Origin of the sequence: Bacillus sp. FSL W8-1141 (genome assembly GCF_038593205.1) — a bacterium.
Classification (GTDB): Bacteria; Bacillota; Bacilli; order Bacillales; family Bacillaceae; genus Bacillus; species Bacillus altitudinis.
In genome coordinates this window covers 3787662-3810398 of the sequence record NZ_CP151973.1, presented here as the reverse complement: position 1 = coordinate 3810398, position 22737 = coordinate 3787662, and the positions used below count along the sequence as shown (strand labels likewise).

Annotated in this window: 25 protein-coding genes; 22 read left to right on the top strand and 3 right to left on the bottom strand. The window is 40.4% G+C overall.

Going from position 1 to position 22737, the window contains the following annotated elements:
* Window positions 1-620 precede the first annotated feature (620 nt).
* The 11 genes from rpmH (at window position 621) to NSQ52_RS19490 (ending at window position 10962) form a co-directional block, all read left to right on the top strand.
* On the top strand, window positions 621-755 hold the full coding sequence (rpmH, locus tag NSQ52_RS19540) for a 50S ribosomal protein L34 (protein ID WP_008360908.1): 135 nt from the start codon (window positions 621-623) through the stop codon (window positions 753-755).
* A gap of 78 nt (window positions 756-833) precedes the next feature.
* Window positions 834-1193: a ribonuclease P protein component gene (gene rnpA / locus NSQ52_RS19535; RefSeq protein WP_008347592.1), complete on the top strand. Its 360-nt coding sequence runs from the start codon at window positions 834-836 to the stop codon at window positions 1191-1193.
* A 158-nt stretch (window positions 1194-1351) separates the two neighbouring features.
* The gene (spoIIIJ, locus tag NSQ52_RS19530) at window positions 1352-2134 is read left to right on the top strand and encodes a YidC family membrane integrase SpoIIIJ (RefSeq protein WP_089374159.1); all 783 of its coding nucleotides are present in this window, start codon (window positions 1352-1354) and stop codon (window positions 2132-2134) included.
* A complete protein-coding gene (gene jag / locus NSQ52_RS19525) occupies window positions 2131-2754 on the top strand; it encodes an RNA-binding cell elongation regulator Jag/EloR (RefSeq protein WP_113767277.1) in 624 nt (207 codons plus the stop codon). The genes spoIIIJ and jag overlap by 4 nt, the downstream gene beginning before the upstream one ends.
* Window positions 2755-3156: 402 nt before the next feature.
* Entirely contained in the window at window positions 3157-4536 is a 1380-nt protein-coding gene (mnmE, locus tag NSQ52_RS19520) for a tRNA uridine-5-carboxymethylaminomethyl(34) synthesis GTPase MnmE (RefSeq protein WP_039169035.1), read from the top strand.
* Window positions 4537-4553: 17 nt separating this feature from the next.
* Window positions 4554-6440 carry a tRNA uridine-5-carboxymethylaminomethyl(34) synthesis enzyme MnmG gene (gene mnmG, locus NSQ52_RS19515; RefSeq protein WP_008347584.1) on the top strand — a complete coding sequence of 629 codons (1887 nt, stop codon included), beginning with the start codon at window positions 4554-4556 and terminating at the stop codon, window positions 6438-6440.
* 13 nt (window positions 6441-6453) lie between these two features.
* The gene (gene rsmG, locus NSQ52_RS19510) at window positions 6454-7173 is read left to right on the top strand and encodes a 16S rRNA (guanine(527)-N(7))-methyltransferase RsmG (protein ID WP_007497477.1); all 720 of its coding nucleotides are present in this window, start codon (window positions 6454-6456) and stop codon (window positions 7171-7173) included.
* Between the two features lie 105 nt (window positions 7174-7278).
* Window positions 7279-8154 (top strand): nucleoid occlusion protein, encoded by an 876-nt coding sequence (gene noc / locus NSQ52_RS19505; protein ID WP_024718432.1) that lies wholly within the window; start codon window positions 7279-7281, stop codon window positions 8152-8154.
* Between the two features lie 128 nt (window positions 8155-8282).
* The gene (locus tag NSQ52_RS19500) at window positions 8283-9116 is read left to right on the top strand and encodes an orthopoxovirus pf05708 family protein (RefSeq protein WP_342473792.1); all 834 of its coding nucleotides are present in this window, start codon (window positions 8283-8285) and stop codon (window positions 9114-9116) included.
* 237 nt (window positions 9117-9353) lie between these two features.
* The gene (soj, locus tag NSQ52_RS19495) at window positions 9354-10115 is read left to right on the top strand and encodes a sporulation initiation inhibitor protein Soj (protein ID WP_008360890.1); all 762 of its coding nucleotides are present in this window, start codon (window positions 9354-9356) and stop codon (window positions 10113-10115) included.
* A complete protein-coding gene (locus tag NSQ52_RS19490; protein WP_017359871.1) occupies window positions 10108-10962 on the top strand; it encodes a ParB/RepB/Spo0J family partition protein in 855 nt (284 codons plus the stop codon). Before soj ends, NSQ52_RS19490 begins: the two co-directional genes overlap by 8 nt.
* Window positions 10963-10987: 25 nt before the next feature.
* Here NSQ52_RS19490 and yyaC read toward each other — a convergent pair whose 3' ends face one another.
* A complete protein-coding gene (gene yyaC, locus NSQ52_RS19485) occupies window positions 10988-11614 on the bottom strand; it encodes a spore protease YyaC (protein ID WP_025208343.1) in 627 nt (208 codons plus the stop codon).
* 72 nt (window positions 11615-11686) lie between these two features.
* On the opposite strand from yyaC, the gene NSQ52_RS19480 reads away from it, so the two are divergent.
* A complete protein-coding gene (locus tag NSQ52_RS19480) occupies window positions 11687-12742 on the top strand; it encodes a hypothetical protein (RefSeq protein ID WP_080964591.1) in 1056 nt (351 codons plus the stop codon).
* Window positions 12743-12767: 25 nt separating this feature from the next.
* Here NSQ52_RS19480 and NSQ52_RS19475 read toward each other — a convergent pair whose 3' ends face one another.
* Both NSQ52_RS19475 and NSQ52_RS19470 read right to left on the bottom strand, forming a co-directional pair.
* Window positions 12768-13178, bottom strand: coding sequence for a hypothetical protein (locus tag NSQ52_RS19475; protein WP_007497462.1), 411 nt, complete (start codon window positions 13176-13178; stop codon window positions 12768-12770).
* A 15-nt stretch (window positions 13179-13193) separates the two neighbouring features.
* Window positions 13194-14513 (bottom strand): hypothetical protein, encoded by a 1320-nt coding sequence (locus NSQ52_RS19470; protein ID WP_058336430.1) that lies wholly within the window; start codon window positions 14511-14513, stop codon window positions 13194-13196.
* Between the two features lie 294 nt (window positions 14514-14807).
* Between NSQ52_RS19470 and NSQ52_RS19465 the strand changes: the two genes are divergently transcribed.
* The 10 genes from NSQ52_RS19465 to wrbA all read left to right on the top strand — a co-directional run bounded on the left by NSQ52_RS19465 (window position 14808) and on the right by wrbA (window position 22715).
* Complete coding sequence (locus NSQ52_RS19465) at window positions 14808-15014, top strand: DUF951 domain-containing protein (RefSeq protein ID WP_008347561.1); 207 nt, start codon at window positions 14808-14810, stop codon at window positions 15012-15014.
* Between the two features lie 215 nt (window positions 15015-15229).
* Window positions 15230-16330: a redox-regulated ATPase YchF gene (gene ychF / locus NSQ52_RS19460; RefSeq protein ID WP_007497458.1), complete on the top strand. Its 1101-nt coding sequence runs from the start codon at window positions 15230-15232 to the stop codon at window positions 16328-16330.
* Between the two features lie 108 nt (window positions 16331-16438).
* Window positions 16439-16726, top strand: a complete 288-nt coding sequence (gene rpsF, locus NSQ52_RS19455) for a 30S ribosomal protein S6 (RefSeq protein WP_008347557.1) — start codon at window positions 16439-16441, stop codon at window positions 16724-16726.
* 36 nt (window positions 16727-16762) lie between these two features.
* Complete coding sequence (gene ssbA / locus NSQ52_RS19450; RefSeq protein ID WP_007497456.1) at window positions 16763-17305, top strand: single-stranded DNA-binding protein SsbA; 543 nt, start codon at window positions 16763-16765, stop codon at window positions 17303-17305.
* Window positions 17306-17346: 41 nt separating this feature from the next.
* The gene (gene rpsR / locus NSQ52_RS19445; RefSeq protein WP_008347556.1) at window positions 17347-17586 is read left to right on the top strand and encodes a 30S ribosomal protein S18; all 240 of its coding nucleotides are present in this window, start codon (window positions 17347-17349) and stop codon (window positions 17584-17586) included.
* A 199-nt stretch (window positions 17587-17785) separates the two neighbouring features.
* Window positions 17786-18751, top strand: coding sequence for an ABC transporter ATP-binding protein (locus NSQ52_RS19440; RefSeq protein ID WP_342473791.1), 966 nt, complete (start codon window positions 17786-17788; stop codon window positions 18749-18751).
* Window positions 18744-20261: an ABC transporter permease/substrate-binding protein gene (locus NSQ52_RS19435; protein ID WP_008347552.1), complete on the top strand. Its 1518-nt coding sequence runs from the start codon at window positions 18744-18746 to the stop codon at window positions 20259-20261. The genes NSQ52_RS19440 and NSQ52_RS19435 overlap by 8 nt, the downstream gene beginning before the upstream one ends.
* A gap of 212 nt (window positions 20262-20473) precedes the next feature.
* Window positions 20474-21424: a ring-cleaving dioxygenase gene (locus NSQ52_RS19430; protein ID WP_017359878.1), complete on the top strand. Its 951-nt coding sequence runs from the start codon at window positions 20474-20476 to the stop codon at window positions 21422-21424.
* Entirely contained in the window at window positions 21421-22032 is a 612-nt protein-coding gene (locus tag NSQ52_RS19425; protein WP_024718443.1) for an alpha/beta hydrolase, read from the top strand. The genes NSQ52_RS19430 and NSQ52_RS19425 overlap by 4 nt, the downstream gene beginning before the upstream one ends.
* A 14-nt stretch (window positions 22033-22046) precedes the next feature.
* Complete coding sequence (gene wrbA / locus NSQ52_RS19420) at window positions 22047-22715, top strand: NAD(P)H:quinone oxidoreductase (RefSeq protein ID WP_342473790.1); 669 nt, start codon at window positions 22047-22049, stop codon at window positions 22713-22715.
* Window positions 22716-22737 lie beyond the last annotated feature (22 nt).

The window sequence follows — 22737 nt, the reverse complement described above, 5'->3', positions numbered from 1 at the left end:
AAGGCTTCTCCCCCCTCCTTTTCTTTTTAAAATGACCAGTATCAAACTGTTATAGAACACGAAAAAGAGCAAATGGTCATCACCATTCGTGCACATACTTTGTTGAAAACAATTAATATAGTAGAAAAACGTCTTTTCGACAAATTACACAGGTTGTGGATAAACAATTCAACAAGCTGTGTAATAACTTTCCACAGGTTATCCACAAATTGTGGATAAGATAAATAGGCCAGATAAGTAATTAAGAGTTAAAACACAAATATAATATCAAAATAAACAAGATGGTGCAATGGGTGTGACAAACTTATCCACACACTTTACATCCTGTTGAAAAATAATTATCCACATAGGTTATTTGTGTGAAAAAAATGTCGATAATGGATGTGGATAGTCAAAATATGCCGGAAAAATATCCACAACCTTGTTTTGAAGGTTTTTTTGAAGGAAAAAAAGAATAAAATGCTGGAAACTAAAAAAGAAGGTTTCTTCACTTGATAACTTGTGTTATGCTTATAAGGTTGATAATAAGAGTTTTATCATTGATATTGACAATCGATGGGTTACACAAATATAATGAGTTAGACTGTCTTAAACAGCTATTCCTCAGGGAGGTGTCATAAATGAAAAGAACGTTTCAACCAAATAACCGTAAGCGTAGTAAAGTTCATGGCTTCCGCAGCCGTATGAGTTCTAAAAACGGACGTCTAGTTTTAAAGCGACGCCGCAGCAAAGGTAGAAAAAAATTATCAGCTTAGGCCACTGAATAATGTCAGTGGTCTTTTTTACATAAAATCGTAAATGAACTGTCAGTTTTTATCGGAGTGGAAGAAAACATGAAGAAGCGAAACAGGCTAAAAAAAAATGAAGAGTTTCAAACAGTGTTCAAAAAAGGTCAATCAATGGCTAATCGCCAATTCGTCATTTATCAGCTGGACCAACCAAATCAAGAAGAACTGCGTTTAGGATTGTCTGTCAGTAAGAAGATAGGTAATGCAGTGATAAGAAACCGGATTAAACGATTGATCCGTCAGGTGTTCTTAGAGGAAGGTCATAAGCTAAAGCAAGAAAAAGACTACATTGTTATCGCACGAAAACCAGCAAGCGAATTGACCTTTGAAGAAACAAAGAAGTCTCTCCAGCATTTATTTAGAAAATCCGCTGTTTATCAACAACAACCGAAAAAGTCTTCGTAATAGAAACTTTCGTTGAATCAATTTTTAAAAGCGCTTCCTTCATCTAGTGAATTAAAATGAAACCACCACTTTGTAATGAAAAAATGTTACCATACTGATTAGGTGAGTCACTTTCGTAATCAATTCCAACTTAAATAAAGTTTGAAGTAATGGGAGGAATCTTGTTGAAAAGGCGATTATTACTAATATTTAGCTTGATTGGCGTGTTGGTTCTATTGGCAGGATGTACACAAATCAATGAACCAATCACATCAGATAGTAAGGGATTCTGGAATTCTTACATTGTATACCCGCTATCTCAATTAATCACTTACATGGCAAACTTAACTGGTGAAAACTATGGTGTAGCGATTATTATTGTAACTCTTTTAATTCGTTTGCTCATTTTACCATTAATGATTAAACAATTAAGAAGTACAAAAGCAATGCAAGCACTTCAGCCAGAACTAAAGAAGCTTCGTGAAAAATATAGTTCAAAAGATCAAAAAACACAGCAGCAGCTTCAACAGGAAACAATGGCTCTTTTCCAAAAGAATGGTGTAAATCCATTAGCAGGGTGTTTCCCAATCTTAATTCAAATGCCAATCTTAATTGGTTTTTATCATGCGATCATGAGAACAGCTGAAATCAAGAAACATACTTTCTTATGGTTTGACTTAGGCAGTCCAGATCCATTATTCCTGTTACCGATTATTGCAGGTGTAGCTACTTTTATTCAGCAGAAGCTAATGATGGCTGGAAATCCTTCGGACAACCCTCAAATGGCGATTATGCTTTGGGTGATGCCGATTATGATCATTGTATTTGCAATCAGTTTCCCAGCGGCACTTTCACTGTACTGGGTTGTAGGTAACATTTTCATGATCATTCAAACTTTGGTCATTAAAACACCTCAAGTAAAAGTTGATACAAAAGAAAAAGCTGGCGGGAACAAAAAATGAAGGAAATAACTGCTGTCGGTCGCACAGTCGAAGAAGCAGTAGATTCCGGACTGAAACAAATTCAACTACTACAAGAAGAAGTGGATATCACAATAGTAGATGAAGGAAACAAAGGGTTTTTAGGATTATTTGGTAAAAGACAAGCTGTTGTCAAGTTAGTAGAAAAGCGAGATGCGCTCAAATTAGCAACACAGTATTTAGATAAAATTGTTAAATCAATTGATCCTAAAGCAAACATTGTTTCGAAAAAAGAAACGAAAAAGATCTCTTTTCACATTAATGGAGACAAAACTTCATTAATGATTGGAAAAAGAGGACAAACATTGTACTCTTTAGAAACCTTGGTGCAGTTAGTGTTTAATCGTTATTCTGATCAGTATCATCATATTACAATTGATATTGGAGATTATAGGAAGAAACGACAAGAAGCACTTGAACAATACGCAATCAAAACGGCAAATCGTGTTTTAAAAACGAAGAGAAAGGTTCATTTAGAACCGATGCCTTCGAATGAACGAAAAGTCGTTCATGATACGATTGCAGCATTTTCTAAAGAACTTGCCACGGCATCCGAAGATACAGGCACCAAGCGTCATGTTGTGGTGATGTATAAAAAATAGCAGAAAGGCTAAGATTCAGCAAAGCTGGATTTTAGTCTTTTTTTATTGAAAAATTGCCTTTTAATAGTAGATTACTCCTTTATTTCTAAAAGGTTAGTGTGTTATTTAGATCGAAAACGTCATTTTCCCTTAGTTGCAAAGGGAGAAGGGCGTTTTAATTTATTGGATTTAGGTGTAAGATGTGAAGACAAGTTTAGAACGTCGTTATTCACATGTGGATAAGTTAAGTGTTAAAATAGACAGGGTGCAAAACTGTGGATAATTAAATGTGGGCTACTTTCGCTTCGCATGCATTTATGGTATCTTTAAATTTTGGATTAAGCGTTTTTGATATAGAGATGGGCAACGTCCATTTAATAGATATAAGACTGTCTATTGAATAGAGAAAGAGGTGAATGAGCGGTGGATACAATTGCAGCAATTTCTACACCAATGGGTGAAGGGGCAATTGCCATTATACGTTTAAGTGGGCCTGATGCAGTTCAGATTGCTGATCGCATGTATAAGGGGCCTAAGGAGAAAAAACTTGTATCAGTGGATTCTCATACAATTCATTATGGTCATATTGTAGATTCAAGTACCGAGCAAGTGATAGAAGAGGTCATGGTGTCTGTATTAAGAGCGCCAAAAACATTTACGAGAGAAGACGTTATTGAGATCAACTGCCATGGCGGAATTGTCACGGTCAATAAAGTCTTGCAGCTTGCTTTAAAAGAAGGAGCGAGATTAGCGGAGCCAGGTGAGTTTACAAAACGTGCTTTCCTAAATGGAAGAATCGACTTGTCACAAGCAGAAGCCGTAATGGACTTGATTCGTGCAAAAACTGACCGTGCGATGAATGTCGCAATTACTCAAATGGAGGGACGTCTCTCCGGTTTGATTAAACGTCTTCGAGGTGAGATATTGGAGACACTTGCCCATGTAGAAGTGAATATTGATTATCCAGAGTATGACGATGTTGAAGAAATGACACATCGAGTCTTAGTTGAAAAGGCGACATCTGTGAAAAAGGAAATTGAATCGCTTCTAACGACTTCACAGCAGGGGAAAATCCTACGTGAGGGCTTATCTACTGTTATTATTGGAAGGCCAAATGTTGGGAAGTCTTCCTTATTAAATAGTCTTGTTCAGGAAACAAAGGCGATTGTGACCGATATTCCTGGAACAACCAGAGATGTCATCGAGGAATATGTGAATGTAAGAGGAGTACCGCTCCGTTTAGTAGATACTGCGGGTATACGTGAGACTGAAGACATTGTTGAGCGTATTGGGGTCGAGCGATCAAGACAGGTCTTAAAAGAAGCTGACCTGATTTTACTTGTGCTCAATTATAGTGAGGAGTTATCTGAGGAAGATATTAAGCTATTTGAGGCTGTCTCAGGTATGGATATTATTGTGATTGTCAATAAGACAGATCTTGAGCCTAAACTTGATGTAGAAAAGGTAAAAGAGTTAGCGAAGGATCGTCCGGTTGTTACAACATCTTTATTACAAGAAAAAGGGATTGATGAGCTTGAAATGGCCATTCAATCTTTATTCTTCACAGGCTCAATTGAAAGTGGAGATTTAACGTATGTGAGCAATACTAGGCATATTGCGCTCCTTCAAGAAGCAAAACAATCGATTGAAGATGCTCTAGAAGGAATTGAAATGGATGTACCGATCGACATTGTTCAAATAGATTTAACACGCTGCTGGGAGCAGCTAGGTGAAATTATTGGGGATGCTGTTCATGAAAGCTTAATTGATCAGTTATTCTCTCAATTCTGTTTAGGAAAGTAAAGGGAGGAACAAAAGAAATGGGTTATGAAGCTGGCCAATATGATGTAATCGTCGTCGGTGCCGGTCATGCTGGTGTTGAGGCTGCTCTTGCTTCTGCAAGACAGGGCGCCAAAACACTTGTATTGACCATCAATCTCGATATGGTTGCTTTTATGCCATGTAATCCGTCCGTAGGAGGTCCCGCTAAAGGGATTGTCGTCAGAGAAATTGATGCGCTAGGCGGAGAAATGGCACGAAATATAGATAAGACACATATTCAAATGCGTATGCTGAATACTGGGAAAGGACCTGCTGTCCGTGCGTTAAGAGCGCAAGCAGATAAGTTTCAATATCAGCACGAAATGAAAAAAACAATGGAAAATGAACCAAACCTAACAATGCTGCAAGGGATGGTAGACCATTTAATTGTAGAAGATGATGAATGTAAAGGTGTTGTGACTCAAACAGGTGCAAATTATCGCGCGAAGTCTGTTGTTCTAACGACTGGTACTTTCTTAAAAGGCCGCATTATTTTAGGGGATCTTTCTTATTCAAGCGGTCCTAATAATCAGCAGCCTTCCATTAAATTATCAGATCATCTAGCAGAATTAGGATTCGATTTGGTTCGCTTTAAAACTGGGACACCACCTCGAGTAAACAGCCACTCGATTGATTATAGTAAGACGGAAATTCAACCAGGTGACGATGTACCACGTGCGTTTTCTTATGAAACTGTGGAATATATTACAGATCAATTACCATGCTGGTTAACATACACGAGTTTAGAGACTCATCAAATTATTGATGAGAATCTTCACCGTTCTCCTATGTATTCAGGTATGATTAAAGGAACAGGCCCTAGATACTGCCCGTCTATTGAGGATAAGGTGGTTCGTTTTAATGATAAACCGAGACATCAAATTTTCTTAGAGCCAGAAGGCCGTAATACGCAAGAAGTGTATGTTCAAGGTTTATCTACAAGTCTGCCAGAGGATGTACAGCAGCGAATGCTGTCAACCATTCCAGGGCTTGAAAATGTACAAATGATGCGAGCGGGTTATGCCATTGAGTATGATGCGATTGTGCCTACACAATTGTGGCCGACACTTGAGACGAAGAAAATTTCTGGATTATATACAGCTGGCCAAATCAATGGTACCTCTGGTTATGAGGAAGCTGCAGGTCAAGGAATTATGGCAGGTATCAATGCAGGAAGAAAAGCATTGGGTAAAGAAGAAGTCATTTTAAGCCGATCTGATGCATATATCGGTGTTCTCATTGATGATCTTGTCACGAAGGGTACAAATGAACCTTACCGTCTTTTAACTTCTCGTGCAGAGTACCGCTTACTTCTGCGTCATGACAATGCTGATTTAAGATTAACGGAACTTGGATATAACATTGGTTTAATTTCTGAAGAGAGATTCCAAGCATTCACACAGAAAAAAGAGGCCATTGAAGCAGAGAAAAAACGTTTATATTCTGTCATTATTAAACCTACAGTAGAGACACAGGAATATATTCGTTCACTTGGTGGAAGTGAATTGAAGGACGGTATTCGAGCAAGTGATCTGATGAAGCGTCCAGAGATGAACTATGAATCTGTTGTGAAACTAGCTCCTGCTGACACACCGCTTCCTGCTGATGTGTGTGAACAGGTAGAGATTCAAATTAAATATGAAGGTTATATTGAAAAGTCGCTCCAACAAGTTGAAAAGCTGAAAAAGATGGAAAACAAAAAGATTCCGGATCGAATCGATTATGATGCCATCAAAGGGATTGCAACTGAAGCGAAGCAAAAGCTAAAAGAAGTCCGACCGCTTTCTGTTGCACAGGCTTCTCGTATTTCAGGCGTTAACCCTGCTGATATTTCTATCCTTTTAGTGTATTTGGAGCAGGGACGTATTGCGAAGATAGCAGAGTAGAAAGGATGTCGGCATGAACATTGAACAATTTACAGCAGCACTAGAGGAGAAAGGGATTACTCTTTCTCCAGTGCAGCTTGAACAATTTGAAACTTACTTCCATATGCTTGTAGAATGGAACGAGAAGATGAATTTAACGTCCATTACAGAAAAGGAAGAAGTATATTTAAAGCATTTTTATGACTCGATATCAGCAGCATTTTTTATTGATTTTCACAATGTGACAACAATTTGTGATATTGGAGCTGGTGCTGGTTTTCCAAGCATTCCTCTTAAAATTTGTTTCCCTCATCTACATGTGACCATTGTTGATTCTCTCCAGAAACGCATTACGTTTCTTAATGAGTTAGCAAAAGGGTTAAACTTACAAGATACTACTTTTTATCATGATCGTGCGGAGACCTTTGGACAACGTAAAGATCAACGTGAAAGCTATGACCTTGTCACCGCTAGAGCAGTTGCGCGCTTATCTGTCTTGAGCGAACTATGCCTGCCTCTTGTGAAAAAGGAAGGATTGTTTGTTGCATTAAAAGCATCTGCTGCAGATGAAGAGATGCAAGCAGGAAAAAAAGCTGTCACTGTCCTCGGAGGAGAGGTTGTTGAAAAGCATTCCTTTGTTCTTCCTTTAGAAGAAAGCGAACGGAACATCATTGTCATTGAAAAGAAAAAACAAACACCAAAAAAATATCCTAGAAAACCAGGAACACCTAATAAATCACCAATAGAGGGTTGATCATGTAAAAGGTCGGTTTTTCTTCAATATTTATGATTTTACAGAAGGAAAAAACATGAGAAAATAGAATTATAAAAAGGTAGTTTTTAAAGGTGGTGTAGGTTCATGAAGCATTCACTCTCACGCTTCTTCGGGCTTGGTGACAAAGAACATCCTGAGCGTGATACCGAAATAGAGGCAGAGATTGCTGAGCATGAAACATTAAAGGAAGAGATACAGGAGCTCCCGGTCGACACAATTATGCCTAACCGTTTTCAGCCACGCACCATTTTTTCAGAAGAAAAGATACAAGAGCTGGCCACAACCATCCATACCCATGGCATTATTCAACCGATTGTTGTTAGACCAACAGAAGAAGAAGGAAAATATGAACTGATCGCCGGCGAAAGACGTTGGAGAGCGGTACAAACTCTTCAATGGGAGAAGATCCCCGCTATTATAAAAGATTTTACTGATACGGAAACGGCATCTGTGGCATTGATTGAAAATTTGCAAAGAGAAGAGCTGTCTGCAATTGAAGAGGCTCATGCTTATGCACGTCTTTTAGAGCTTCATGATTTAACGCAAGAAGCGCTTGCTCAGCGTTTAGGTAAGGGACAATCGACTGTTGCAAACAAACTAAGACTTTTAAAGTTGCCTGAAGAGGTACAGCAAGCTATTTTGGAGAAAAAAATCTCAGAGAGACATGCCCGTTCACTTGTACCTCTAAAGCTGCCAGAATTACAGATCACGCTGTTGCAGGAAATCATCGAAAAGCAGCTGAATGTGAAACAGACTGAAGAGCGTGTAGTGAAGATGCTTGAACAAAAAACAGATCGCAAACCGAAGCCGAAACGTAAGGCGTTTAGCCGAGATACGCGAATTGCGATGAATACCATTCGTCAGTCTCTCCACATGGTAGAAGACAGCGGACTTAAAATAAATACCGAGGAAGAAGAATTTGAGGAATATATCCAATTAACGATTCGAATTCCTAAATAGAAAGAAGCTGATGAGCATTACTCGTCAGCTTTTTTGTCTTTCTCTCCCTTCAATTCATGATATTTACTTATTATTAATTAATTGGTAAAATATGATTTTCATAGTAGAAGGGAGGTGACATGTAACCGATGAAAATGAAAAAGACTATTTTTGCTATTATCTGTTATTTACTAATCTCTTTTTCTCTTTTTTCAAATGAAACGACTGTGTTTGCTGTGAGCACGTCAACGAATCATGAGACCCATTCAGCGGAAGAAACGATTATGAAAGAAGAACTGAGTACTCTGAAGAAACAAGGTGTGGTTTCGAAAGATGTAACGGTTCAACAATTAAATCAAGAGCAAGCGTCTCAGGACGATGCGATCGATGTGATCACAGCTGATGATGATTTGGAGAACTATGGTTTAAGGCAAAACAAACAGGATGAAATGGTAACAGATGAAAGGCCGAATACCATTCGCCATCTTTTTGGTAAACCGTATCCTGGAACCGATATTATGCCTCAAAAAGGGGATATATTGGTGACGAGCACTGGTGCTTTGAATGGTTTAATTGGTCATGCAGGCATCGTCATTAATGAGAAAAGCTATGCATCCATTCCTGGGTTCCGGCAGCATCCCAATATTGATTCCATTCAAAGCTGGTTCCGCTATAGTGCCAATACAAAGGTGATTCGGATTAATCATCAGGAAAAGGCAGATTTAGCTGGGGATTGGGCGCACGATTACGTGAAAGACCATCCGAAGGCTCGATATTCGATCACTATGTCTATTCAATCCTTGGACCCTACTTATTGTTCAAAGATTGTATGGCAGGCTTACGCGAAAACCGGGGACGCTGTTGGACATGCCACATTTACCATTAAAGCACCCTATGGGTTTTTGAAAAAGAAGAACTATAAAACAGTGACACCTAAAGTCATTGTGAGCGAAGGTCGTAAAATTGGCGGATTAAACTTTTGATTGTATCTCCCTCACTTTTCATGAAAGTGGGGTTTTTTTGTCTCGTTATTTTCTTTGAAAAAATATATCAATATATCTTTAGAACGCATTTTTATGCAACTATTCATGTACGGAAACACAGATTCATTCACGAATTTATAATGGGGAAACAAAAAAAGCAAACGTTTCATACTTTTTTTGATAGAATAGGAAGTATGAATGAATGAGAAATTTGTTAAGTTGAAAGTGGGTGACATCGTGGGGAAAATCATAGCGATTACCAACCAGAAGGGCGGCGTTGGGAAGACGACAACTTCTGTTAATTTGGGTGCGTGTTTAGCATACATAGGAAAACGAGTGTTGTTAGTTGATATTGATCCGCAGGGAAATGCCACAAGTGGTATTGGGATTGAGAAGGCAGACGTAGAGAAGTGCGTGTACGATATTTTAGTAGACGATGCAGATGTACTTGATGTGATTAAGACGACAGAGGTCGAAAATCTTGATGTCATTCCTGCGACGATACAGCTTGCAGGGGCGGAAATTGAGCTTGTGCCTACGATCTCACGTGAAGTGAGGCTGAAAAGAGCACTTGAATCTGTGAAGCAAAATTATGATTATATGATTATTGACTGCCCGCCATCACTTGGATTACTGACGATTAATGCGTTAACTGCATCCGATTCTGTTTTAATACCGGTTCAGTGTGAATATTATGCGCTTGAAGGATTGAGTCAATTGTTGAATACGGTTCGTCTTGTGCAGAAACATCTAAATACCGACCTTGCCATTGAAGGTGTCTTACTGACAATGCTTGATGCAAGAACAAACCTTGGAATTCAAGTCATCGAAGAAGTAAAAAAATACTTTAGAGATAAAGTCTATCAGACCGTGATTCCGAGAAATGTGAGACTAAGTGAAGCGCCTAGTCATGGGAAACCTATTATCTTGTATGATCCACGTTCAAGAGGTGCAGATGTCTATTTAGACTTAGCAAAGGAAGTGGATGCGAATGGCTAAAGGTCTTGGAAAGGGTATTAATGCGCTATTTAACAATGTGGATTCCAATGAAGAAACTGTTGAAGAAATTAAGTTGAAGGATTTGCGCCCGAACCCTTATCAGCCAAGGAAAACGTTTGATGATGATGCCTTGTCTGATCTCAAAGAATCGATTCAGCAGCATGGTGTTTTACAGCCGATTATTGTGCGTAAATCGATTAAAGGATATGACATTGTCGCAGGAGAACGCCGTTTCCGTGCAGCACAACAAGCTGGTTTAACAACGATTCCTGCGATCGTCAGGGAATTTTCAGAAACACTGATGAGGGAGATCGCTCTTTTAGAAAACTTACAGCGCGAGGATTTATCTCCATTAGAGGAAGCAGAAGCCTATGCCTCCTTGCTAGATCACTTAAGTGTGACTCAAGAGGAATTAGCCAAGCGGTTAGGAAAAAGCAGACCGCATATTGCGAACCACCTTCGTTTATTAACATTACCAGATGAAGTACAAAAGCTGATTGCGGATGGAACATTATCCATGGGACATGGACGCACGCTGCTTAGTTTGAAAAACAAAAAGAAGCTGGCGCCATTGGTAAAGAAGGTCGTGGACGAAGGATTGAATGTCCGTCAGGTTGAGAAACTTGTTCAGCAATTAAATGAAAATGTTCCACGTGAAACAAAGAAAAAAGAAGCACCAAAGGATCGCATGTTGAAAGAAAGAGAATCTTTCTTACAAAATTACTTTGGTACTTCAGTGACGATCAAGAAACAGAAGAAAAAAGGGAAAATTGAGATTGAATTTCTCTCAAATGAAGATTTAGAAAGAATCCTTGAATTGCTTTCTACGAGAGAATCATCGGAATGACCATCTTGATATGAGATGGTCTTTTTTATATTCTTCCCGTGATATTTTGAATAGGGGTAAAGAGAGAACGGCTTTTTTCTCTCGTCCAATCCATTTGATCAATGTGGGATAGACTTTCAGAAAGTGTATTGGCCATAGACATTACAAGATGAAGACGTGTGTTTTGGAGAACGAAGTATTCCATAAAACCGCTCACGTTGACGATTCCATTAATATGAATATTGCCTACTTCTGGCAGCTCTTTTTGCACACCTGCACCTGGCTTTAACGGTCCTTCTCCAATTTGAAACGATCCTACACTTTTCACTCTACCTAAACAGGCATCAACGGCTACGATAAATGGGTGTTTATGAGCTTGTTCAATTTCAGCGAGCTTTTCCTTTAAATTGACCGCATGCACTGGGTCAGAGAGAGTGCCGTATACATGCAGCTTTTTTAAATCAAGACTTGAAAGCTTTGTTCCTACAAGTGGACCTAGAGAGTCACCGGTTGATCGGTCTGTTCCTATGCAGACGATGGCAACGGGTCTTTTTCCTGCTTTCTGGAGATGCGAGAATAAAATACTTTTAAGCTGCTGAATGGCATTTGTATCCGTATGGGACACGTATTCTTTCACCCTATTTCTTAAAAAAAGACCGTTCTTGCTATTCATAGGTCTCACTTCCTTGTCATAGTAGTTAGTATCAGTATACGGAAACAAGCTTAATTCTATACCTATGAGGTGATGATTGTGTGGAAGGCTGGTTCAAGGTGGACGCTTTTAATTTTAGGAAGCTTGATAGGAGCGGGATATGCCTCCGGTCAAGAAATTTGGCAGTTTTTTGGCCTTGATAGCGGACTAGCCATTCTACTGTTTACGCTCATGTTTATGCTGTCTACCTATGTGGTGTTAAAAATCAGTTATGAGGTGCGTGCCGATCATTTTGTGCCGGTGTTAGAGCGTCTTGTAGGTCCTTGGCTGGCCAAGGTGTATGATATTTTAATTGTTCTTTATCTATTCACGACAACAACAGTCATGATTGCCGGTGGCGGGGTGACACTTGAGATGTATCATGTGCCATTTTGGGTTGGAATCGGTGCATTTTGTTTATTCTCATTTATGATTTTTTTCTGGGATGTGAAAGGGCTCTTATCTGTGAATGCTTTCATTATACCAATTTTGGTGGCGGGGCTCATCTATGCGTTTGTTTTTTATTATATGAATCATGATCATATGTGGAGAATTGATTTTGGCCAGCAATACAATTGGCCTGCCAGTATCGTCTTTGCTTCTTTGAATATATTATCTGTTGTGGCAGTGCTGTCTTCAGTGGGGAAAGAAATGAAGGGGCTTGGAGAGGCCAAGGTTGCGAGTATATTAAGCGGTTTGATTTTTGGTGTCATTTCTTATGTGTATAACGAAATACTAGTTGATATTTCTGGGAGTCTTTCAGCAGAGGGGATTCCTTTGTTTACAGTATTAGAGGGGGCACCAACATCATTGTTTGTGTTTATGACCATTGTTCTTTGTTTAGCGATTTATACAACAACCGCTGCGGGATTATTTGGTTTATCCAGCCGCATGCTCTCTTTTGTACGAATGCCCCGCTGGCTCATTGTATTCATCATGCTTCTTTTGATGGCACCTTTAACCTCTCTTGGATTTGCTGATTTGATTGCTTTCTTGTATCCGATTTACAGCTTGCTCAATCTTTATTTGCTTGTCTGTTTAATGCTGTATCCGATTTTAAGTAAAAAGATATTTTTCCGTTCTAAAAATTATACTGATAAAATAAAATAAACACCTCTCTTTCAAAGAGAAGTGCTTATTTTATCCGAATGGAATCAATCGCTTCCTTGATATCGTCATATACAGGCATGTGCTGGAGACGCTGCATGCGTTCCTCTATTTCTGAGATGGCTTGTCCCTTTAAATGCTGGGATACATGCTGTTTGACAATGGTTGTCTGGTTCATCATGTCTTCTGTTTTGGACAATTGGTACTCCAAGTGCATGCGTGTGTTTGCCAATTCATCGTGAAGCCGCATTTTCAGCAATCGCTTTAAATCTTTTCGTTGTCCTTCTCTGCGCATGGCCTGAATAGCGGCAATTTCTTCAGGTGATTGCGATTGTGTTTGTGGTGCAGATTGACTTTCGAATACAGACATGGAGCGGCGGGCACTCACATTTTGCAAGAAACGCTGGGCGTCACTAGGAGGTTTATTTTGATTGATCATATGGCGGCTCCTTTCTTAACGAATACCCATTTGCATCGCAAGGCGTCTATCTGCCTTGGCATAGTCATCACCCATTGTGTACATATGTCTTGAAAGGGTGGAAAGTTCTTGTTCGTAGTCTCTCAAGGTGTACAAGGCATTCAGTTGTTTTTCATGAGAATAAAAGGATGATTGCGGCTGCTCCATCCTTACTTCCTCTAACAGTGCTTCTACATCGCTATGGGTTAATAAATCATAGTGACCAAAGCCGACAAGTCCTTTCAGTTCTTGTTTTACATGATGGACGGCATCTTTTACACTATCATCAATTCCATCTATTTTCTCAAATACAGTGTGTACTTCATGTTCAATAATACTTTGTAGATCATAAGATGAATTTTTTAGTAAATGGGATTTTATGATAATTTCAAGCCCGCTTTGTGCATATGCACGGCCTGAATGGATTTCTTGTAAAAGCATCGCTGTAAAACTTGTATTGTGATCAAGCTGTTCATCTAAAATACGAGCGGTTCCATTTGAATGGAATGAATGCCCATTTACTTTAAACTCTCCTGAAACGAGAGCTAAAAATGCATTTGTATCAAATGATTCGTTCCATTCTATATTCATTGATGCAAAAGCTGATCTTAAAAAGGTGTCAATTTCTCTTGGTTTATATTTTATGGATTCTTGGACCGATCCCTGCTCCCGGGGCGGTACGGTGTACTTGACTTGTCCAACTCCATGATCATGGCGATTGAGTAAACCTACATAATGATTGGGTTGAATATATTCTGTGAGAACATGGGTGTATTTTCCTTCTACTGCTTTTTGCTGAATGGAAGGTGCCAGGCTGCTCCATATATTTGGGCTATCGAATGTGATGGCTTTTTTGACAGCTGGCTGTTCTGTTGCAATATAAGCACAAACAGCACCGGCAAGCGCTTGTCCAGTGAGATAGATGGTTGCATTCGGGTGCTTCTGACAGACGTCCTCGATGTATTCCTTCCCTTTAAAAAAGACATGATCTTGTTTTCCGGCTAAGGATTTTCTTTCAATGGGGTAGGCATAATCCGTTTTTAACAATGATTGGGTAGCCGTTTGAACATCTTGTGTCGATGTCACCGTCATTTGTTTTGGCAGAGGACAGTGAAACGCGACAATGAACTCATCTGACTGTTCCTGCTGCATCGTTAAACCATATAATTGATGATCTATTTTTAGAAAATCGTTGACAGTGAGCGTATGCTGACCTACTTCTATCGTATGGTTCTGCTGGTAATTCTCTGCGTTTCCAGCGTGATCGGATATGATTTTATAATCTTTGTCGGTTAATCTATCCTTTCGATTGACCATCGTACCTGCTCCCTCACATAACATTTATGCAGATATCATAAATCAAAAAATATGGAAAAACCACAGCGTTCTACCAATAAAAACCTTTTGACCTACAGTGTTTGTGACAATATTGAAAAAAAGCGGAGTTTAAGTAACTATTGGTCACAAATAAAATGATCTAAAAGAAGGGTTTTTTCTATAAAAAAGAACGGGATTGATACATGACAGCGGCTCTTTATTTTGTGCATTGCTCTCCATCGGCGTTTTTTTGTACAATAGATTTAATGAAGTGAGCAAGAGAGGTGAATGCTGATGGCAGACAAAGCATTTGGGTTACATGACGTCGTTGAAATGAAAAAACCCCATCCATGTGGTGCCAATCGGTGGAAAGTCATTCGTTTGGGCATGGATATTCGTATTAAATGCGAAGGGTGTGGGCACAGCGTGATGATCCCAAGAAGAGATTTTGAACGAAAAATGAAGAAAATTCTCGTCAAGCATGAGGAGCCAACTGCTTAAGTAGGCCTCATGCTTTTTTGATGAAATTTGTCTTTTGTTCAGAGAAACAGATGCAATTTCTTATTTTAAAGCTCCGATTTAGTCTTTTTGGTAATGTTTCTTCTATTGAAAATGCATGATGGTTAGCTTGTCTTTTCATGTAAACCTACTTATAATTGCTCTAGGTTCATATTACGCAGTATAACGAGCACGTTTCATATAGAGGAGATGAAAGAATGGCTTTAACAGCTGGTATTGTTGGCTTACCTAACGTCGGGAAGTCAACGCTATTTAATGCAATTACACAGGCTGGAGCGGAGTCTGCTAACTATCCGTTCTGTACCATTGATCCAAACGTCGGAATTGTAGAAGTTCCAGACGAGCGTTTGCAAAAACTGACAGAATTAGTGCAGCCAAAAAAGACAGTTCCGACTGCTTTCGAATTCACTGATATTGCTGGTATTGTGAAAGGTGCATCTAAAGGAGAAGGTTTAGGGAATAAATTCCTTTCTCACATTCGTCAAGTAGATGCGATCTGTCATGTGGTGAGAGCTTTTGCTGATGATAACATTACACATGTGTCAGGTAAGGTTGACCCAGTGTCAGATATTGAAACGATTAATTTAGAATTGATTTTGGCTGATCTAGAAACGGTTGAAAAGCGTTTAACTCGTGTGAGTAAGCTTGCGAAACAAAAAGATAAGGAAGCGGTAGCTGAATTTGATATTTTGGAAAAGCTGAAGGACGCATTTGAAGCTGGAAAATCTGCAAGATCGGTTGAATTTACAGATGAGCAGCAGAAGCTTGTGAAGCAACTTCATTTACTCACGTCAAAACCTATTCTGTATGTAGCAAATGTGAGTGAGGACGAAGTAGCAGATCAGGACGGAAACGAATATGTACAGCAAATTCGTGAGTTTGCATCTGGCGAAAACGCTGAAGTCATCGTCGTTTGTGCGAAGATTGAGTCTGAAATTGCAGAGCTTGAAGGAGAAGAGAAGCAAATGTTCCTTGAAGAGCTTGGCATTAAAGAATCAGGTCTAGATCAGCTGATTAAAGCGTCTTATTCACTTCTAGGTTTAGCTACGTATTTCACAGCAGGTGAGCAAGAAGTGCGCGCTTGGACATTTAAAAAAGGAATGAAGGCGCCGGAATGTGCTGGAATCATTCATACGGACTTCGAGCGTGGATTTATTCGTGCTGAAACGGTTGCTTATGAAGATTTACTAGCTGGCGGAAGTATGTCTGCTGCAAAAGAAGCAGGAAAAGTTCGTTTAGAAGGTAAAGAATATATAGTGAAAGATGGAGACGTCATTCATTTCCGTTTTAACGTATAGGTTCTTGTCATAGGCCAAGTAATTTGTTATAATATACAATTGTGAGTAATATAATTTATTGCTCCTTGCCCGTATAGGGCCGCTTAGACCAAAAGGAGGTGCAATCAGATGAGAAAGTACGAAGTTATGTACATCATCCGCCCAACAGTTGACGATGAGGCTAAAAAAGCAGTTATCGACCGTTTTAATAACGTGTTAACTTCTAACGGTGCGGAGATCACTGGAACAAAGGATTGGGGTAAACGTCGTCTTGCATACGAAATCAACGATTTCCGTGAAGGCTTCTACCAAATCGTAAACGTTCAATCTGACGCTGCAGCAGTTCAAGAATTTGACCGCTTAGCTAAGATCAGTGACGATATCATTCGCCACATTGTTGTTAAAGAAGAAGAGTAAATCATTGAAATATATATTTAAAGGTGGTCTTTCAATATGCTAAACCGTGTTGTATTGGTCGGAAGACTAACAAAAGACCCTGAGCTTCGCTACACGCCTAATGGTGCGGCTGTAGCCACGTTTACTCTAGCTGTGAATCGTACGTTTACGAATCAATCTGGAGAGCGTGAAGCCGATTTCATTAACTGTGTTACTTGGAGAAGACAAGCCGAGAACGTGGCTAATTTCTTGAAAAAAGGAAGTCTTGCCGGTGTAGACGGTCGCTTGCAGACAAGAAACTATGAAAACCAGCAAGGACAGCGTGTCTTCGTGACAGAAGTTCAAGCTGAAAGTGTTCAATTTCTTGAGCCTAAAAGCGGCGGTGCTGGTTCAGGTGGATACAGCGGCGGTGGCAATAGCGGAGGCCAGTATTATGGCGGCAGCCAAAATGATCAGAATCCATTTGGAAATGAACCAAGTCAAAATCCATATGGCAATCAAAACAACCAAAATCGTAATCAGGGAAATAGCTTCAATGATGACCCATTTGCGAATGATGGTAAACCGATTGACATCTCCGATGATGATTTGCCATTCTAATTGATCTGAAAAAAATGACCAAAGGAAAGGTGTGAAAACAAATGGCAGGTGGACGCAGAGGCGGTCGTGCGAAACGTCGTAAAGTATGTTTCTTTACTTCTAACGGAATCACGCACATCGATTACAAAGATGTTGATCTTCTTAGAAAGTTTGTTTCTGAGCGTGGTAAAATTTTACCTCGTCGTGTAACAGGAACTAGCGCTAAGTATCAACGTAAATTGACATTAGCGATTAAAAAATCACGTCAAATGGCATTACTTCCATACGTTACTGGTGAGTAAGTCGTTGACTTAAAAGCGAAGGGCCTTGAGCTCTTCGCTTTTTTTATTTGTCTCACTTTTATGAGAAAGTCGTTTCTGGCAGTCTAACTAGGGGAAGTATGTAAAAAGAGAGTCAACGTGACAGTTTGTTCTATACAAATACTAGGTTAATCTGTCATATTGGTATTTTAAAATATACTTGCAGTCAGGGCGTGGGAAGATGATTGAATTTAAGAATGTATCGATGCAATTTTCTGATGACCGCTATGCCGTTCAATCTGTTGATTTGGAGATTCAGAAAGGTGAATTTTTTGTATTGATTGGACCTAGTGGAAGCGGGAAAACGACGACTTTGAAAATGATCAATCGTCTCATCTCTTCTACAGAAGGTGAGATTTACATAAAGGGTCGAACCATCAGCGATTATAATATTTATGAGCTGCGCTGGGATATTGGTTATGTGCTTCAGCAAATAGCGTTGTTCCCTCATATGACCATAGAAGAGAATATTGCTGTAGTGCCAGAGCTGAAACAATGGAAGCGGACTGAGACGAATCAGCGTGTTGATGAGTTGATGTTCATGGTGGGGCTTGAGCCTTCTACCTATCGACATCGAAAGCCAGCAGAGCTTTCAGGTGGACAGCAGCAGCGAGTCGGCGTAGCACGGGCACTTGCTGCTGATCCTGAGATTGTCCTAATGGATGAACCTTTTAGTGCGTTAGATCCACTGACGAGAGAGAAATTACAAGATGATCTGCTTGAGTTACAGCGCCGTATTCAAAAGACCATCGTTTTTGTGACACATGATATGCAGGAAGCCATGAAGCTTGGGGATCGGATATGTGTGATGAATGAAGGAAAAGTGGTGCAGGTTGGACGCCCAGAGGAATTGATTCAGCATCCAGTGAATCCATTTGTGCGGGAGTTTGTTTCAGGAGCTGCCCGTCATGTAGACCATCAAGCATTTGAGCTGACAACTATTTCTCAGCCCATGTCTCAAGATGATCTGTTAGGCGATGAAGCGGTCTCCATCCATGCGACGCTGGAAGAGGTTCTATCTCGACTGGCAGAGCATGAAGAGCTTGTTGTTGAGAAGGATGGGGAACGGATCGGGCTCATCACTCGTCAAGCGGTGATTCAGTATTTAGCCGGTACTTCTGCTGAGAGGGGCGAGACACATGAATGAATGGACCAGTGTGCTATGGGCTCGAAAAGATCAGCTCGGACACGCCTTACTTGAGCATATTCAAATTTCCTTCATTGCGTTATTTCTAGCGATTTTGATTGCCATTCCTTTAGGGATTTATTTAACGAGAGTCCCTAAGATAGCAGAGTGGATCATTGGGGTGACGGCTGTCTTGCAGACAATTCCGTCTTTGGCGCTGCTTGGACTGCTGATTCCTCTCGTTGGGATTGGTCAAGTGCCCGCAATTATCGCTCTTGTCGTCTATGCTCTTCTTCCTATTTTAAGGAACACATATACAGGCATTCGTGAGGTCGATCCGTCGCTGCGGGAAGCGGCGCTCGCTATGGGAATGAATCACCGCAAACGCTTATTAAAAGTAGAACTCCCTCTTGCTATGCCGGTGATCATGGCAGGTATCCGAACGGGGATGGTCCTCATTGTAGGGACAGCCACTCTTGCAGCTCTTATTGGGGCAGGTGGATTAGGGAGTCTGATTCTGCTTGGAATTGATCGAAATGATATGTCTTTGATCATCATTGGTGCTATTCCAGCTGCATTACTTGCGCTCTTATTTGATGTGGTCTTGCGGACACTTGAGAAAATCTCCTTTAAAAAAACCGTGATCTCTGTGACGGTCTTTGCTGTAATAGCAGGAGCAGTTGTCGCTGCCCCATTGCTGTTTCAACAAGAAAAGAAAGAGATCACCATTGGAGGGAAGCTGGGGTCAGAGCCTGAAATTTTGATCTCCATGTATAAGCTTTTAATTGAGCAGGATACAGATATCCAAGTCAATCTTAAGCCTGGTCTTGGTAAGACGTCCTTTGTTTTTCAAGCACTGCGGTCTGGTGATATTGACATCTATCCTGAATTTACAGGGACAGCGATTTCTGAATTTCTGAAAGAAACAGCGAAAAGCACGGATAAGGAAAAAGTGTATGAGCAAGCGCGCCAAGGTTTGGCGTCATCCTTTCAGCTTCAGCTTCTTCAGCCGATGGCTTATAACAATACATATGCTTTAGCCGTGCCTCAATCACTAGCGGATCAATATGATTTATCAAAGATTTCAGATCTGGGTCAAATCAAGAATCGTATACGTGCTGGCTTTACTTTAGAGTTTTCTGATCGTCAGGATGGATATTTAGGCATTCAAAAAGCTTATCAGTTTTCTTTTGACGATGTGGTCACGATGGAACCGAAACTTCGATATCGAGCCATTCAAAAAGGGAATATTCAGTTGGTCGATGCGTATTCGACAGACAGTGAATTGAGACAATACAAGTTGAAGGTGCTTGATGATGACAAGCATGTTTTCCCGCCCTATCAAGGAGCGCCCTTGCTAAGACAGGAGACATTAAAAGAGTATCCTGAGATTGAGGCCTCTCTCAACAAGCTCGCTGGTCAAATCACAGATGATGAGATGAGAGAAATGAATTACGAAGTCAATGTGAAGGGGAAAGATGCATTTCAAGTAGCCGAAGCCTATTTAAAAAAGAAAAAATTGCTTCAATAATCAAGGGGAAGCAGGTCTGCTATATATAAAGCGGCCTGCTTTTTGAAAAGAAAAAAACAAAAATCATTGACATCTATTTCAAAAAAGAATATCCTTAATTCGAGATAAATATATTTTTTGGTCATATATCTCGAATTCGAGATAATATAAAAGCGTCAGTCAAGACATAATGAGTAGAGACATGTTACGTCATGAAGAGGAGGTCATTAGAAGTGAAGAAAACAGAAGGAATTCACCATATCACAGCAATTGTTGGTCATCCTCAGGAGAACGTTGATTTTTATGCAGGTGTTTTAGGTCTGCGTCTCGTGAAAAAGACCGTCAATTTTGATGATCCAGGCACATACCATTTATATTTTGGAAATGAAGGAGGTTCTCCAGGTACCATTATTACGTTTTTCCCTTGGCCAGGTGCACAAAAGGGACAAATTGGAGCAGGTCAAGTAGGTGTGACAACATATGTCGTTCCGACCGGTGCCTTCTCTTTTTGGAAGGAACGCCTTGAGCAGTTTGACGTTTCTTATGAAATGATTGAACGCTTTGGTGAGGCCTTTCTCTCATTTGAAGATCCGCACGGTTTATTGATAGAACTTGTAGAGCGTGAAGAAGGAAAACAGAATGACTGGACATTTAATGGGGTGACACCAGAAGTAGCGATTAAAGGGTTTGGCGGAGCTGTTTTATTAACTTCACAGCCTGAGCAAACGATGCAGCTGCTAGAGCAAACGATGGGACTTGAAAAAGTCGGCACAGAAGGAGATTATGTGAGATTCCGTTCGTTTGGAGAAATCGGCAATGTTATTGATGTGAACAAGACACCTGTTGCACGAGGACGTATGGGCGTTGGTGTTGTACATCATATTGCGTGGAGAGCAACAGATGATCAGGATCAATTAGATTGGCAAAGACATGTTGCGCAAAGCGGATATCAAGTGACGCCTGTGCAAGATCGAAATTATTTCAATGCGATTTATTTTAGAGAGCTTGGCGGCATATTATTTGAGATTGCGACCGATCCTCCAGGGTTTGCACACGATGAATCTGTGGAAACGATGGGTGAAGCGTTGAAACTGCCACCGCAATATGAGGCGCAGCGTAGTCAAATTGAACAAATCGTGTTGCCGATTGAGGTAAGAGAAATCAAAGGGAAAGGAGATTCATGATGAAGCATCTTTTTCAAAAAGGAAAGAATGAACAAAAACCTGTCCTTCTCATGCTGCATGGAACTGGCGGGACAGAGCAAGACTTATTGCCGCTTGCAGAAGTGGTAGACCCTGAAGCATCTGTTCTTAGTGTGAGAGGAAATGTATCAGAAAACGGCATGCCGCGTTTTTTCAGGCGTTTGGCAGAGGGTGTTTTTGATGAGCAAGATTTAATTGAGCGTACAGAGGAATTATATACATTTATCGGGGAAGCAGCAGATAAGTATGGATTTGATCGTCACAATGTGGTAGCCATCGGCTATTCAAACGGGGCGAACATTGCTGGAAGTCTGTTATTCCATTACGGAGATGCGCTGAAAGGAGCGATCCTGCATCATCCAATGGTCCCAAGACGAGGGGTTTCATTACCTTCATTAGCGGGGAAACAAGTCTTTATAGCAGCTGGTGAAAATGACCCAATGTGCCGTCCTGAGGAATCTCAGGAACTGGAGCAACTGCTTCAGGAGGCGGGAGCATCCGTAACGCTTCATTGGGAAAATCGTGGACATCAGCTAACGAGAGAAGAAGTCGATGCTGCGGCATTGTGGTATCGTCGTCAATTTAAATAAGGTGGGGAATACAGATGGGATTTTTACAGAAGCTATTTGGGCAAACCAAACAAAAGGAGATGGAACAAGTGGAAAACGTAAAACTAGCGATTATTTATTATAGTTCAACAGGTACAAACTATCAGATGGCAAAATGGGCTGAGGCTGGAGCGAAAGAAGCTGGTGCTGAAGTCAAAATTTTAAAGGTTCCTGAATTGGCACCAGAAGCAGTTGTTGCATCAAATCCAGCATGGAAAGCACATTTAGATGAAACAAAAGATGTCCCTGAGGTTCAGTTAAGTGACTTAGAGTGGGCAGATGCCATTATTTTCAGCATGCCGACACGTTTCGGTAACTTACCGGCTCAAATGAAGCAATTCTTAGACACAACAGGCGGTTTATGGTTCCAAGGGAAACTAGCAAACAAAGCAGTGAGTGCGATGACATCTGCACAAAACCCAAATGGCGGACAGGAGCAGACAGTTCTGAGCCTTTATACAACGATGTTCCACTGGGGAGCCATTATTGCCGCTCCTGGATACACGGATGATTCCCTATACGGCGCAGGGGGTAACCCTTACGGTGTGAGTGTGACTGTTGACCAAAATGGAAAGATCCAAGAGGATGCAGAAGCAGCCGCAAAACATCAGGCGAAACGTACAGTAAATGTAGCAGAATGGATCAAAAAAGGTAAAAACGCTTAATAGATGTATACAAAAAGAATGC